Raw genomic sequence first — 13,967 nt, forward strand, 5'->3', positions numbered from 1 at the left:
GAAATGCGTTCCAATTGTAGGAGTGAGCCTGCTCGCGATAGGGCCAGCCAAAACCCTGAAAATCTCAACCCTGACTGAACATCTCCATCGCCCGCTGCTTGATCTGCTCTTCCGTCAGATCCTCCTTGCGCGTTGCCAGAAACCACAGGTGCCCATAGGGATCCTTCAGCGTCCCGCTACGATCGCCATAAAACTGATCCTTGACCTCCGACACCGCACTCGCCCCGGCATCCAGCGCCCGCTGAAAGGACTTGTCGACATCGGTGACATACAGATGCAGACCGACCGACACTGCGTTGTCCGGATCGCTCAACGGTCCTTGATCGCACGGCGTGCCGAGCATGATCGCGCTGTCGCCAATCCGCAGTTCGGCGTGGCCGATGCGCCCGTCGGGCATGTCCAGGCGCATGACCTGGGTCGCGCCGAAGGCTTTCTTGTAGAACTCGATGGCTTCGGCAGCCTTGAGGATGCCGAGGTACGGGGTAATGCTGTGATACCCCTCGGGAATGGGTTTGACGCTCATGACGTTCTCCCTGTTTTTGTTTTGCGAGGTATGGCTCCACCGGATTTGTGGAAGATTCACTATAGAACTGTCTGCGCGGCCAGGATTTTTCCCCGACGAGCAGTCAGTCCAGAAAGTGCGCCCCCGGCCCCTGATCACCGAGCACATCGCCCTGATTGCGCAACGGGCAGGCCTCCATCGACAGACACCCGCAACCGATGCAACCGGTGAGCCGGTCACGCAACAAGGTCAGCTGATTGATCCGCTCGTCCAGTTCGCGGCGCCATTGTTCGGACAGGACTTTCCAGTCTGCTGCTGTCGGAGCGCGGTCGTCGGGGAGTCTCTTCAGCGCCTCGCCAATCTCCGCCAGCGGAATGCCCAGGCGTTGCGCGACCTTGATCAACGCCACCCGGCGTAAGACCGCCCGTGGGTAACGGCGCTGATTGCCGGCATTGCGCTGGCTGGTGATCAGGCCTTTGGCTTCATAAAAATGCAGGGCAGTGACCGCGACTCCGCTGCGCGCGGCGACTTCGCCCACGGTGAGCTGTTTGTGCAGGTTTTCCGGGGTGATCATTTTGCAAAAGGACTCTTGACCTTGACTTAACTAGAGGTTTTACCCTGCAGGCCTTCGAGTCGCAAGACTCGGCTTACGATGAGTGGGGACTTCTCATGCAAACCTCAGCGAAAAATCGCAGCTTTACCCAATTGATCGAATTCGAGATCGAGCCGCGCCAGCAGCCGGCATTGGTCAGTGCGCTGGCGCAGCAGAGTGAACATCTGGCGCAGCGCTACGCAGGCTTTGTCAGCGCCAGCGTTCAGGTCAGCGACGACGGCCGGCGGGTGCTGAGCCTGCTGCAGTGGCAGAGCCGCGAGGCCGGGGAGGCGGCGTTCTGTCGCTTTGAAAGCGGCGAGCAGGATTTCTGGCAGCTGATCCGCGCCCATCAGGCGAAGACCGTGACCTTCAATTCATTTCAGGTGTTGAGCAGCATCGCCCGCAGTCATGACGATGCGCTGCACTGCAATCTGGTGGGCTAGATCGACAACTGGATCAGGCGTTCACCGTGCAGGTTCTCCGTGAGTCGCCGCTTGTTCACCGCCAGTTCGCCGATCTTGATCAGCCGCGTGCGGGTGACATTGCGGCTCAGACCGAGCAGCGCGGCGGTGTGCACCTGGTTGTAATGGCAGAAGCGATAGGCGGCGCGCAGCAGGGCGTCTTCGACCTTTTCGTGGAGGGCGCCGGCCTGTTGTTCGAAGAGCTTCTGAAAGGCTCGCTCCAGCAGCGCTTCCGGTGAGTCGTCGGCGTTCGACTGCTGATCGTCCGGGCGCTCGATGCGCAGGTTAGACAGGCGCAAATCATCGCGTTCGATCACGCCGTTGCGGCAGATCAACAGGGTGTGATGGATGACGTTTTCCAGTTCGCGGATGTTCCCCGGCCAACTGTAGCTGCGCAGTTTCTGTTCGGCACCGGAGCTGATGCTGACCCGTCCGTAACCCAGGCGCTGGCTGTAGGCCTCGATGAAATGTCGGGTCAGCGGCAGGATATCGCCGGGTCGTTCGCGCAGCGGACTGAGTTCCAGATTGACCACGTTCAACCGGTAGAACAGGTCTTCGCGGAAGTTTCCGGCATTGATCGCTTTCTCCAGTTGCACGTTGGTCGCGGCCAGCACGCGCACATCGATCGGAATGCTCTTGCGCGAGCCGAGGCGCACCACTTCGCGCTCCTGCAACACCCGCAGCAACTTGACCTGAATCGCCATCGGCAAATCGCCGATTTCGTCGAGGAACAAGGTGCCGCCATCCGCCTCTTCGAACCACCCGGCCTTGGCGCTGAGGGCGCCAGTGAAGGCGCCTTTTTCATGGCCGAACAGCTCGGCTTCCACCAGCGATTCGGAGAACGCACCGCAGTTGACCGCGACAAACGGCCGATGCCGGCGGTGGCTCAGATTGTGGATGTGCCGCGCCACCAGCTCTTTGCCGGTGCCGGTCTCGCCGATGATCAGCACGCTGGCTTCGCTCGGTGCGACCTGCTGCAGATGCGCCAGCAGGGCCTGGGACTTGGGGTCTTCGAAGACCTGTGCGGTGGCACGGATCGACGTCGCCAGAGCGGGTGAGGGCGGAAGGGTCAGCAGTTGCATGGGGCTCGCTCCATTAAAGGCAGGATCAGGAATAGAACGTTGGCACCGGCAGCGCCTGATTCAGCGCCCAGTCGCCCAACTCGTGAAGTTTGTAGTCGAGCGGGTCGTGCAGGGTCTGCGTGCGCAGGTTGCGCCAGTGCCGATCGAGACGCAGCGAAGCGTGGGTCGAGCGCGCGCCAGTGACTTCGAACAAACGGCTGCAAATATCCAGCCCCTGACGACTGGCGGCGACCTTGGCGGTGGCAATCGCTGTGGCCAGATGTCCGCGCTCTTCTGCGGTCAGGTTCGGGCCTTGGGCCCAGGCCTCGTCGAGCAGCGCGGCGGCCCGTTCGACCAGCAGGCGGATGCCTTCCAGCGCCACCCAGAACTCGCCGTAATGCGCGAGTACGTACGGGTCTTCACGCACATTGCGGGCGGCGGATTTGTGCCAGAGCCGGGTTTCGCTCAGCGTGTATTGCCGCGCTTCCTCAAAGGCACCTTCGGCGATGCCGAGAAACATGTGGGTGAAGGTCAGTTGCGCGATCAGCGGACGCAGGCAGGCGAACGGTGTGCTCAACGGGCCGGGATCGAGCAGCAGTTCGGATTCCTCGACCCGCACCCGTTCGAACGTAGCGCTGCCGCTGTCGGTCTGGCGCTGGCCGATGTTGTTCCAGTCGTCGTGCAGGGTGATGCCGCTGCGACCGCTGGGGATCGCCGCGATCAGCAACTTGCCTCCGGCACTTTCGTCGACGGCCGAAGCGATCAGCATCTGCGAATCGCTGGCGCCGGAGCAGAAGCTTTTCTTCCCGGAAAACTCGCGCCAACCGCCGAAGTCCTTGACCACGGTGCGGGTGTCGAGCGGGTTGAGGGCGTTGCCCCAGAACCAGTTCTGCCGCGCGGTCTGTTCGAACCACGGCTGCCATTGTTCGGGCCGCGAGAACAGGCGCACGGTGGCGAGCATCAGGTGATGAAAGCCGAAGACGTGGGCGATGGAACTGTCGACCTTGGCGAACTCGCGCACGACTTGCAGGGTTTCGCTCCATGTCGCGCCGAGGCCGCCGTAGCGGGTGGGAATGCTCAGGGCCAGCAGGCCGCTGTCGCGCAGGGCATCGCGCTCGGCCTTCGGCGTACCGCCGCGCTCGTCACGCTCGACGGCGGTGAGAGCGAATTCGGCGGCCAGTTGGCGCGCGGTCTGCAGCGGGGAGAGCAGGGTGCTTTGTGGTTTGGCGGTCACGCGGTGTTCCTCATCAAATCGACGCGATTCTCTGTAGGAGTGAGCCTGCTCGCGATGTGGTCAGCACAGTCGACATCACCGTCGCAGACATACCGCTTTCGCGAGCAGGCTCACTCCTACAGGGGGCGTTTTAGGCCTTGGCTTGGGTGGGCAACACATCGTTGGCAATCATTTCGCCAAACGGCCCGGTCAGGTTAGTCACGCCGCGTCCGGCCAGGCTCGCATACGGCTCGGGCAGCAGCGGGAACACCAGTTCGGCAAAGCGGTAAGCCTCTTCCAGGTGCGGATAACCGGAAAAGATGAAGCTCTCGATACCGAGGTCGGCGTACTCCTTGATCCGCGCGGCCACTTGCTGCGGATCGCCCACCAGCGCGGTACCGGCACCGCCGCGTACCAGACCGACGCCGGCCCACAGGTTGGGGGCGATTTCCAGGTTGTCGCGACGCCCGTCGTGCAACGCCGCCATGCGCCGCTGGCCTTCGGAGTCGAAGCGCGAGAAGGATTTCTGCGCGGCCTCGATGGTCTCGTCGCTGATGTGCTCGATCAGTTTGTCCGCAGCTTTCCACGCCTCTTCGGCGGTCTCGCGAACGATCACATGCAGGCGAATACCGAACTTCACCTTGCGCCCATGGCGTGCGGCGCGTTCACGTACATCGGCGAGTTTTTCGGCAACGGCGGCGGGCGGTTCGCCCCAGGTCAGGTACACGTCGACTTGCTCGGCAGCGAGGTCATGCGCCGCGTCGGACGAGCCGCCGAAATACAGCGGCGGATACGGTTTCTGCACTGGCGGATAAAGGGCTTTGGCGTTCTGTACTTTCAGGTGTTTGCCTTCGAAATCCACCGATTCACCTTGCAACACCCGGCGCCAGATCTTGAGGAATTCGTCGGTGACTTCGTAGCGTTCGCTGTGGCTCAGGAAGCTGCCGTCGCCACGGTTTTCGTCAGGGTCGCCGCCGGTCACCACGTTGATCAGCAGACGGCCGTTGGACAGTCGATCAAGCGTCGCCGCCATGCGCGCCGAAACGGTGGGCGAAATGATCCCCGGGCGGATCGCTACCAGATAACGCAGGCGTTCGGTCAACGGCACCAGCGCCGAGGCGATCACCCACGAGTCTTCGCAGGAGCGCCCGGTGGGAATCAGCACGCCGTGATAGCCGAGGCTGTCGGCGGCTTGCGCCACTTGTTTCAGATAATTCAGGGTGACCGGGCGCGCGCCTTGGGTGGTGCCCAGGTAATGGCCGTCGCCGTGGGTCGGCAGGAACCAGAAAACATCCATGCACAGCTCCTTAAGCGATTTTCAGCAACGGTTTGATTTGTGTGCCGAACAGCGGCGCGGCGCGTTCGGCGGCCAGACGGATCCGCGCTTTCAGCGGTTCGCTGGTGATCTGGTAGTCGGCGAAATCGGCTTCGGTAGCGTAGACCCCGATCGGCAGGGTCACCGCCTGGAAGAAACTGAACAGCGGCCGCAACTGATGATCGAGCACCAGCGCATGGCGCTCGCTGCCGCCGGTGGCGGCAAGCAGCACCGGGGTGTCGATCAGCGCGTTGAGGTCAATCAGGTCGAACAGATGCTTGAGCAGGCCCGGGTAGGAACCGCGATACACCGGCGCGGCGACGATCAGTAGATCGGCCTGTTCGATGGCTTGCAGTTCGGCCTCGACCTCGGCGCTCAGCTCGTGACGCGACAGGGCACCACCCAGTGGACGGGCGATGTCACCGAGTTCGATCAGATGACTCTCGACCGGCAAGTACCCGGCCAGTTCGGCCACCAGCGCTTGGGTCAGCACCAGGGTGCGCGATGGACGCCAGGTGCCGCCGGAGAGGGCGACGACTTTCAGGGGACGCGACATGATCAGTTCCTTTTTATCAACAGTTGCTCAGCGAGCAGTGAGTAAGTGCCAAGGCTTGAGCAAGCGCTGTACCAATTCCTGAGAGGCCCGGTTTACTTGGGCCTTAGCGCTATGGCGTGAGTCGGTTGTGCAGATATCAGGCGGGTTTGCTGATCTGCTGTTGCCTGGGCAACAGTTGCTGGAGCAACAGTTGTTCGCCGTGTGCAGGGATTTATAGCGGCTGCTGGTTATTCCGTAAAAGAACGTTAATCGATATTTATAGATCGTTAAGAGATATGAGGGCGTTGAAGCTGAAATCCTGATAGCCACTATTGAGAGCGTTGATTTTTGCCCGGAGAGGCGCGGGCGTAGCCTTTGTCCATCGACTACCACCGCTCGCCAGGACGCTCCCCATGAATCGTTTACTGACTGTTTCGCTGCTGCTCGCTGTCTCCGTACTCGCCGGTTGCGCGACCCACGTTTCCCCCGAACAACGGCCGTACACCGCCGAAGAAACCCGCGAATTGGCAATGGAAGCGCTGAACCGCAGCGGCTTGTCTTTCGACGAATATCACGCGAAGAAAGCTGCACTGCTGGGCGAATCGCAATTCGACAAGAAAGCTGAAATGAGCGCCGGGCGAGCCATACAGCTGCACGGTCGTCCAAGCTAATCGCAAACTGTACTGCTTGAATTTTCGCGTAACTGTCCGTGGGTTTGCGCGCTGCCGTGCGATAGGGTCAACACCTGAATGACCCTGACGGATTGCCCCATGACCCTCTCGCTTGATCTGCTGTTGGGCTTTGCCCTGTTTGCCCTTGTCACCTCGATTACACCGGGGCCGAACAACACCATGTTGCTGGCGTCGGGCGTGAACTTCGGCTTCAACCGCACCATTCCTCACATGCTCGGCATCACCTGCGGCTTCTTCGTATTGGTGGTCGCCGTGGGTTTCGGCCTGGGCGCGGTATTCCAGACTTACCCGATTCTCTACACCGTGCTGCGCTATCTCGGCGCTGCATATCTGTTGTACCTGGCGTGGAAAATCGCCCATTCGGGGCCGGTGGGTGAGGGCGTGGAAGGCGAGGCCAAACCGATCAGCTATCTGGGTGCCGCCGCGTTTCAGTGGGTCAATCCCAAGGCCTGGATCATGGCCATCGGCGCCATCAGCACCTACACGCCGATGCAGGGTTACTTCACCAACGTGGTGGTGATCGCCGCCGTGTTCGCCATCATCAACCTGCCCAGCGTCGGCGTCTGGGCAGCGTGCGGCACGCTGCTGCGTAACGTGCTGAAGGACCCGCGCTGGTTGCGCGTGTTCAACTGGGGCATGGCGGCGCTGTTGGTGATTTCGCTGTACCCGTTACTTCTCGAAAGCTTTCACTGACGCATTGCTTCAACCGCCGGCCCGATGCCTGTTAAGCTCGGCTTCAGGAGCGTTCCTACGCACTTTTAAATGAAGTTGTTCTTCTTTAACGGCATCCGATCAGGTATTGATGACGGTCTCGAACCCAGGCGCAGCTCACAAGGCTGCGCTGTGCCGTTTGCAGACACGAGCCTCCTGATCCCGGAACACGCTCTGCGAGTCTTTTATGAATAAACGTCCGTTGTATTTCGATTACGCCGCCACCACCCCGGTGGACGAGCGGGTCATCCAGGTGATGATCGATTGTCTGGGTTTTCACGGTAACTTCGGCAACCCGGCGTCCAGCTCCCATGCCTTCGGCCAGCAGGCCCGGCACACGGTCGAGCAGGCCCGTCGGCAAGTCGCCGAACTGGTCGGCGCCGAGGCCACGCAGATCGTCTGGACCTCCGGCGCCACCGAATCCAACAACCTTGCCCTCAAGGGCGTGGCCCAGGCACGCGGCGTTGCCGGTGGCCACATCATTACCAGCCAGATCGAACACAAAGCCATTCTCGATACCGCCCGGCAATTGCAGGATGCCGGCGTCGCGGTGACCTATCTGGTACCGGACGCCGAAGGCCTGATCACCCCGCAGGCGGTCAGCGAAGCCATGCGCGACGACACCTTTCTGGTGTCGCTGATGCTGGTCAACAACGAACTCGGCACCCTCAACGATATCCCGGCGATCGGTGAAGTCGTGCGCGGCCGTGGCGCGTTGTTCCATGTCGATGCCGCGCAGGGCGCCGGCAAAGTGGCGATCGATCTGCAGCAGTGGCCAGTGGACTTGATGTCGTTTTCGGCGCACAAGCTTTACGGTCCCAAGGGGATCGGCGCGTTGTATGTCGGCCCACGCGCGCAGCAGCGCTTGCAGGCGCAGATTCATGGCGGCGGCCACGAAGGCGGGCTGCGCTCCGGGACCCTGGCGACGCATCAGATCGCCGGCATGGGCGCGGCATTCGCCTTGGCGGCTGCCGAATTCGATGCCGAGAAAAAGTCCATCGTGGCGCTGCGTGAACGGCTGCTCGAACAGTTGCTGAGTCTGCCGGGCGTACGCCTCAACGGCAGCGCCAGCCAGCGCATCGCGCACACGTTGAGCCTGACCTTCAGCGAAGGTGAATTCAACAGTGCGGCCTTGAGCCAGTCGATCGCCTTTTCCGCGACCTCGGCCTGTAACTCGGCGAGCAACACGCCTTCTCACGTGCTGCTGGCGCTGGGGCACGACGCCCGGCTGGCCGGGCGCACCATTCGCCTGAGCCTCGGCCGTTTCACCACCGCCGCCGATGTCGATCAGGCGGCAGAACTGATCAAAGGCGCCTGCGCCAGTGCCCCGGCATTCTGGGCGACAGGGCTTTAACCAGCCGGTTTCACGGCTACGAACAATAACGATGAAGTGATTGGCAGGAGACATGATGAGTACCCAGACTTTGACCGAAGGAACGGTTCCCCAGCGCCTGGCGCACACCCGTGAACTGATGCGCCGTGAAGGCATTCATGCGTTGCTGGTGCCATCGGCCGACCCGCATCTGTCGGAATACCTGCCGGGCTACTGGCAAGGTCGGCAATGGCTGTCGGGCTTTCATGGGTCGGTCGGCACTTTGATCGTGACTGCTGATTTCGCCGGAGTCTGGGCCGACAGTCGTTACTGGGAACAGGCGACCAAGGAACTCAAGGGCAGCGGCATCGAACTGGTCAAGCTGCAACCGGGTCAGCCGAGCCCGCTGGACTGGCTGGCAGAGCAGACACCCGAAGGTGGCGTGGTGGCGGTCGACGGTGCGGTGATGGCCGTGGCTTCGGCACGTACCCTGAGCAGCAAGCTTGAGGCGCGTGGCGCGCGTCTGCGCACGGACATCGACCTGTTGAATGAAGTCTGGGCGGATCGCCCGAGCCTGCCGAACGCGCCGATCTACCAACATCTGCCACCGCAAGCGACGGTCAGCCGTGGCGAAAAACTCGCCAAACTGCGCGAGACCCTGCAGGCACGTGGCGCCGATTGGCACTTCATCGCCACCCTCGATGACATCGCCTGGCTGTTCAACCTGCGCGGCGGCGACGTGTCGTTCAACCCGGTGTTTGTTTCTTTTGCGTTGATCAATCAACAGCAGGCCACGCTGTTTGTGGCCTTGAGCAAAGTCGATGCCGAGCTGCGTGCAGTGCTGGAACAGGACGGCGTGACTCTGCGCGATTACCGCGAGGTCGCCGACGCCTTGCGCGCCGTACCGGGTGGTGCGAGCCTGCTGGTGGATCCGGCGCGGGTGACCAGCGGTTTGCTGGATAACCTCGACAGCGCGGTGAAACTGGTCGAAGGCTTGAACCCGACCACCCTCGCCAAATCGCAGAAGAGCGAGGCCGATGCACAGCACATTCGCAAGGCCATGGAACAGGATGGCGCGGCGTTGTGCGAATTCTTCGCCTGGCTGGAATCGGCCTGGGGCCGTGAACGCATCACCGAACTGACCATCGACGAAAAACTCACCGCTGCCCGCGAGCGCCGTCCGGATTACGTGTCGTTGAGCTTCAACACGATTGCCGCGTTTAACGCCAATGGCGCGATGCCGCACTATCACGCCACCGAAGAAGAACACGCGGTGATCGAGGGTGACGGCTTGCTGCTGATCGACTCGGGAGGCCAATACCTCGGTGGTACTACCGACATCACTCGAATGGTGCCGGTCGGTACCCCGACGGCTGAGCAGAAGCGTGACTGCACGCGTGTGCTCAAAGGCGTGATTGCCCTGTCGCGGGCGCAGTTCCCGAAAGGCATTCTCTCGCCGTTGCTCGATGCCATCGCCCGCGCACCGATCTGGGCGGAAAACGTGGATTACGGTCACGGCACCGGTCATGGGGTCGGCTATTTCCTCAACGTGCACGAAGGCCCGCAGGTGATCGCCTATCAGGCAGCACCGGCACCGCAAACGGCGATGCAACCGGGGATGATCACCTCGATTGAACCGGGCACCTATCGTCCGGGTCGTTGGGGCGTGCGCATCGAGAACCTGGCGATGAACCGCGAGGCGGGGAGCAGCGAGTTCGGTGATTTCCTCAAGTTTGAAACCTTGACCCTCTGCCCGATCGACACGCGCTGCCTGGAGCCGTCCTTGCTCACGCAGGAAGAAAAGGAGTGGTTCAACGCCTACCATGCTGAAGTGCGTGAGCGTCTGAGTCCGTTGCTTGAGGGGGCCGCGCTGGAGTGGCTGAACACGCGCACTGCGGCGATCTGAATGGCTGAAACCCGGGCGCTGTTGGCAGCGTCCGGGTTCTGAGGTTTTTCTAAGCCTGACGCAGGGCCTCTTCGACGAAGTCGAGGCGGTCCTGTCCAAAGAACATCTGGTTGCCGATAAACATGCTCGGCGCGCCAAACACCCCGCGTTTAATGGCTGTTTCAGTGTTGTCCTTCAGGGCTGCCTTGACTGTCTCGTCGTTGGTCAGGGCCAGGACTTCATTGGGATCGAATCCGTGTTCGCTCAAAACCGCAGCGACAGTCTCCGGCTCATCGAGAGGGCGTCCCTCCACCCACAATGCCTTGAACAGACAATCGATAAATGCGTGAAAGCGTTCCGGTTGGCGCAGTTGTATGCCGGTGACCGCGCGCATCAGTATCAACGTGTTGATCGGAAAATGCGGATTGAATTTCAGCGGCACGCCATAACGTTTGGCGTAGCGATCCAGATCCTGAAACATGTAACGGCCCTTCGCCGGAATCATTGCCGGTGATGCGTTGCCGGTCGCCTTGAACACGCCGCCGAGCAGCATCGGGATGTAGATCAGCCGGCTGCCGGTCTCGGCACAGATCTTCGGCAACTGGGTGTAGGCCAGGTAGGTGGCAGGGCTGCCGAGGTCGAAATAGAACTCCACGGTTTTCGTCATGTTCGCTGCTCTCTATTTATTGTTATGGAGGAGGCGGGGCTTACCAGCGTTCGTTCCATGGGCGCAGATCCAGCTCGAAGGTCCAGGCATCCCGTGGCTGACTGTGCAGATACCAGTAGTTTTCGGCGATGTGCTCGGGATTGAGAATACCGTCCTGATCCTTGGTCGCGTACTTCTCCGGGAAACTGTTGCGAATGAAGTCGGTATCGATGGCGCCATCGACCACCACGTGCGCGACGTGGATGTTCATCGGCCCCAGCTCGCGCGCCATGCTTTGTGCCAGTGCGCGGATACCGTGTTTGGCCCCGGCAAACGCGGCGAATCCGGAAGCACCGCGCAGTCCGGCGGTGGCGCCAGTGAACAGAATGGTGCCGCGTTGGCGGGTGACCATGCGCTTGGCCACTTCGCGGGCATTGAGAAAGCCCGAGAAACAGGCCATTTCCCAGATCTTGAAATATTTGCGCGCAGTTTCTTCGAGAATGCTGCAAGGCACGTTGGCACCAATGTTGAAGACAAACGCCTCGATCGGGCCGAGGCGGGTTTCAATCTCTTCAATCAACGCAATCACGTCTTCTTCCTTGCGCGCATCGCAGGCAAAGCCGTGAGCTTCGCCACCCTCGGCCTTAATCGCCTCGACCAGCGGCTGTAATTTGTCGGCGCTGCGCCGGGTGACGCAAGCGATAAAACCTTCTCTGGCAAAGCGCTTGGCAATCGCTCCGCCAGTGGCATCGCCCGCACCCACCACCAACACGACCTTCTTGTTATTCATGGGTAGATCCCTTTAGTAAACGATCGTTAAGTGAACGAACGTTATGCTAGGATCCGGACAACGTCAAGGCGGTCGATCAAGAGGGCAAGCACATGCGGTATTCCGCCGGTCATAAGCTGGAAACCCGAGAAAAGCTGCTGAACAGCAGCGCGCTGTCAGCCAAGCGTTCGGGCTTTTCCACAGTCGGTGTCGATGGTTTGATGAAGGCCATCGGCCTCAGTGGCGCAGCGTTTTATAGCCACTTTTCGTCGAAAAACGAGCTGTTCACGGCGATCGTCGAGCGTGAACTGTGTCAGAGCCTGGAGCGACTGGGAGGGCAGGGGGCGCAGGATCGTGAGCGGCTGGAACGCTGTCTGAAACAGTACCTGAGCATGGCTCACGTGGAGCAGCCTGAATCGGGCTGCGCCTTGCCGACACTGGGTGCGGAAATTGCCCGTTCAGATGATCAGGTTCGCGAGCAGGCAGAGTTGTGGATTTGTCGGTTGCACGCCAGTTGGGCGCAGATTCTGGAAAGCGACAGCCTGGCGTGGGCGATTCTGTCGCAATGCGTCGGAGCGTTGGTAGTGGCGCGGATGCTGGTGACGCCGGAGATTCAACGGACGGTTTTGAAATCCAGTCATGAGGAAATCGGGCGTCAGCTGGCTGCTCGACAAGGCGAGCAGCCAGCATGATTCATTTGCAGATGACGATCATGCTGCGGCTGGTATAACCGGCCGGATTAAGACCGAACGGGTAGTCGCCGGGTTCTTCCACGGCGTCCCCTGATTTGGCGATGACTTTGTAGCCCTTTGGGGCGCAGGCATTGGCGGCGCTGGTGTAGCACTTGTCCCAAGAGGACGACAGCCCGGAACAGTTGATGTGCAGCCCTTTTTTACCGTGCTTCACTTGGGTCTTGGCGGTGGCTGCGCACCCCGCTACTGCCAATACAGCGATCAGTATCAAAATTCGTTTCATTACCGTCCTTATGGTAGCCACGAGTCTGGCGCTCGGGTCTGCCTGTATTCGCCTGCGCTTTAAGCGGTTCGATATCCCTGTCCGAAAAAATCCATGCCTGGCACTGAGTTAAGGGGCCTAAACATGGCCTAAATGAACGCCAATTGCCAGACCTTCGTCAAATCCTGTTTCAATCTGCCGCTACAATGGGTTTGGCGCTACTGCCCATGGTCATGGTTGCCCCGACGGAAGCCAGAATAATGCACAGGATCGCCATCCATTGTGACAGCGTGAGGTACTCCTGCAGGAATAGCAGCCCGGACAACGCGCCAAAGGCCGGTTCGATGCTCATCAACGTCCCAAAGGTGCGGGCTGGTATGCGGGTGAGGGCGACCATCTCCAGCGTGTAGGGCAAAGCAGTCGAGAGGATGGCGACGCCGATGGCCACCGGGATCAGCGACGGGGTGAGCAATGCCGCGCCGGCATGCACGATGCCGATCGGGGCGACAAACAGTGCGGCAATCATCACGCCCAGCGCCGCGGTCGTCACGCCGTTGTCGGCGCCAGCCTTTTGGCCGAACAGAATGTACAGCGCCCAGCACACGCCGGCCCCCAAGGCGTAACCGGCGCCCATTAGATCAATCCCCGTGGATGTCGCTCCTGTCGGGATCAACAGCAGCAGGCCAACTGCCGCCAGAGCAATCCAGAGAAAGTCGATAGCGCGGCGGGAGGCGTAGATGGCGACGGCCAACGGACCCGTGAATTCAAGCGCGACTGCAATTCCAAGTGGCACGGTGCGCAATGACATATAGAAGAGGAAGTTCATCCCGCCCAGCGCCATTCCGTAAACGATCACCGTGCGCAGGGACTGAGCTGTCAGCCTTGCGCGCCAAGGGCGCAATAACAACAGCATGATCACGCTGGCGAAGACCAGGCGCAGAGTGGTCGTTCCTTGAGCGCCAACCACCGGGAACATGCTCTTGGCCAGAGAGGCGCCAGACTGAATGGATGCCATGGCTATTAATAAGAGGCCAACCGGGAACAGCATTGAGGCCAGAGAGCGAGGTTGGTCAGTCATTGCAAGGCATCATCCGAAGGTGAGAACAGGGTGTTGTTTTAAGTGTTGGGCAATATACTGCGCATTCGCTGACGTTGCATCTATATATAAGCAGGCTTTTTCGGTGTATTGATAGAAAACTGAAATTAACGGTTGACGACAGATTTAGGAGGTCTATAATTCGCCCCACTTCCGGCGCAGTCGAAACGGAAAACTCCTTGAGATTCAATGAGTTACGCAGTTTTCGGCAGCGGCTTGCTTC

General features: G+C 60.6%; 16 protein-coding genes. 6 read left to right on the plus strand and 10 right to left on the minus strand.

All coding sequences use genetic code 11. The features are described 5' to 3' along the window. Positions 1 to 64: 64 nt before the first annotated feature. Both HDC30_RS24460 and soxR read right to left on the minus strand, forming a co-directional pair. The gene (locus tag HDC30_RS24460; protein WP_183785482.1) at positions 65 to 523 is read right to left on the minus strand and encodes a VOC family protein; all 459 of its coding nucleotides are present in this window, start codon (positions 521 to 523) and stop codon (positions 65 to 67) included. A 103-nt stretch (positions 524 to 626) separates the two neighbouring features. Beyond that, on the minus strand, positions 627 to 1,076 hold the full coding sequence (soxR, locus tag HDC30_RS24465) for a redox-sensitive transcriptional activator SoxR (protein WP_103368494.1): 450 nt from the start codon (positions 1,074 to 1,076) through the stop codon (positions 627 to 629). Between the two features lie 95 nt (positions 1,077 to 1,171). Here soxR and HDC30_RS24470 point away from each other — a divergent pair, with 95 nt between their 5' ends. After that, complete coding sequence (locus HDC30_RS24470) at positions 1,172 to 1,537, plus strand: antibiotic biosynthesis monooxygenase (RefSeq protein WP_115989268.1); 366 nt, start codon at positions 1,172 to 1,174, stop codon at positions 1,535 to 1,537. Here the strand turns inward: HDC30_RS24470 and HDC30_RS24475 are convergent. From HDC30_RS24475 to msuE, 4 genes are all read right to left on the minus strand, one after another. Beyond that, positions 1,534 to 2,637 carry a sigma-54-dependent Fis family transcriptional regulator gene (locus HDC30_RS24475; protein WP_103368496.1) on the minus strand — a complete coding sequence of 368 codons (1,104 nt, stop codon included), beginning with the start codon at positions 2,635 to 2,637 and terminating at the stop codon, positions 1,534 to 1,536. The two genes, HDC30_RS24470 and HDC30_RS24475, sit on opposite strands and share 4 nt — an antisense overlap. Before the next feature lie 25 nt (positions 2,638 to 2,662). Beyond that, positions 2,663 to 3,850 carry an acyl-CoA dehydrogenase family protein gene (locus HDC30_RS24480; RefSeq protein ID WP_183785484.1) on the minus strand — a complete coding sequence of 396 codons (1,188 nt, stop codon included), beginning with the start codon at positions 3,848 to 3,850 and terminating at the stop codon, positions 2,663 to 2,665. Between the two features lie 130 nt (positions 3,851 to 3,980). After that, on the minus strand, positions 3,981 to 5,126 hold the full coding sequence (ssuD, locus tag HDC30_RS24485) for an FMNH2-dependent alkanesulfonate monooxygenase (protein WP_095137367.1): 1,146 nt from the start codon (positions 5,124 to 5,126) through the stop codon (positions 3,981 to 3,983). Positions 5,127 to 5,136: 10 nt separating this feature from the next. Then, positions 5,137 to 5,700 (minus strand): FMN reductase, encoded by a 564-nt coding sequence (gene msuE / locus HDC30_RS24490; protein WP_097088230.1) that lies wholly within the window; start codon positions 5,698 to 5,700, stop codon positions 5,137 to 5,139. A 392-nt stretch (positions 5,701 to 6,092) separates the two neighbouring features. Here msuE and HDC30_RS24495 point away from each other — a divergent pair, with 392 nt between their 5' ends. The 4 genes from HDC30_RS24495 to HDC30_RS24510 all read left to right on the plus strand — a co-directional run bounded on the left by HDC30_RS24495 (position 6,093) and on the right by HDC30_RS24510 (position 10,300). Beyond that, on the plus strand, positions 6,093 to 6,350 hold the full coding sequence (locus HDC30_RS24495; RefSeq protein ID WP_041069780.1) for a hypothetical protein: 258 nt from the start codon (positions 6,093 to 6,095) through the stop codon (positions 6,348 to 6,350). Positions 6,351 to 6,449: 99 nt separating this feature from the next. After that, positions 6,450 to 7,064: a LysE family translocator gene (locus HDC30_RS24500; RefSeq protein WP_003226640.1), complete on the plus strand. Its 615-nt coding sequence runs from the start codon at positions 6,450 to 6,452 to the stop codon at positions 7,062 to 7,064. Between the two features lie 205 nt (positions 7,065 to 7,269). Next, complete coding sequence (locus tag HDC30_RS24505; RefSeq protein ID WP_166497953.1) at positions 7,270 to 8,436, plus strand: aminotransferase class V-fold PLP-dependent enzyme; 1,167 nt, start codon at positions 7,270 to 7,272, stop codon at positions 8,434 to 8,436. Between the two features lie 55 nt (positions 8,437 to 8,491). Beyond that, a complete protein-coding gene (locus HDC30_RS24510) occupies positions 8,492 to 10,300 on the plus strand; it encodes an aminopeptidase P family protein (protein WP_183785486.1) in 1,809 nt (602 codons plus the stop codon). Positions 10,301 to 10,349: 49 nt separating this feature from the next. Here HDC30_RS24510 and HDC30_RS24515 read toward each other — a convergent pair whose 3' ends face one another. Both HDC30_RS24515 and HDC30_RS24520 read right to left on the minus strand, forming a co-directional pair. Next, positions 10,350 to 10,946: a 2-hydroxychromene-2-carboxylate isomerase gene (locus HDC30_RS24515; protein ID WP_183785488.1), complete on the minus strand. Its 597-nt coding sequence runs from the start codon at positions 10,944 to 10,946 to the stop codon at positions 10,350 to 10,352. 40 nt (positions 10,947 to 10,986) lie between these two features. Beyond that, a complete protein-coding gene (locus HDC30_RS24520; RefSeq protein WP_183785490.1) occupies positions 10,987 to 11,715 on the minus strand; it encodes an SDR family oxidoreductase in 729 nt (242 codons plus the stop codon). 92 nt (positions 11,716 to 11,807) lie between these two features. On the opposite strand from HDC30_RS24520, the gene HDC30_RS24525 reads away from it, so the two are divergent. Further along, on the plus strand, positions 11,808 to 12,386 hold the full coding sequence (locus HDC30_RS24525) for a TetR/AcrR family transcriptional regulator (protein WP_027613371.1): 579 nt from the start codon (positions 11,808 to 11,810) through the stop codon (positions 12,384 to 12,386). 1 nt (position 12,387) lies between these two features. Here HDC30_RS24525 and HDC30_RS24530 read toward each other — a convergent pair whose 3' ends face one another. Together HDC30_RS24530 and rhtA are read right to left on the minus strand one after the other, a co-directional pair. After that, entirely contained in the window at positions 12,388 to 12,669 is a 282-nt protein-coding gene (locus HDC30_RS24530) for a hypothetical protein (RefSeq protein ID WP_096795010.1), read from the minus strand. A 169-nt stretch (positions 12,670 to 12,838) separates the two neighbouring features. Further along, positions 12,839 to 13,726, minus strand: coding sequence for a threonine/homoserine exporter RhtA (rhtA, locus tag HDC30_RS24535; protein WP_183785492.1), 888 nt, complete (start codon positions 13,724 to 13,726; stop codon positions 12,839 to 12,841). Between the last annotated feature and the right edge of the window lie 241 nt (positions 13,727 to 13,967).

The organism is Pseudomonas sp. JAI115 (genome assembly GCF_014200835.1).
GTDB lineage: Bacteria > Pseudomonadota > Gammaproteobacteria > Pseudomonadales > Pseudomonadaceae > Aquipseudomonas > Aquipseudomonas putida_A.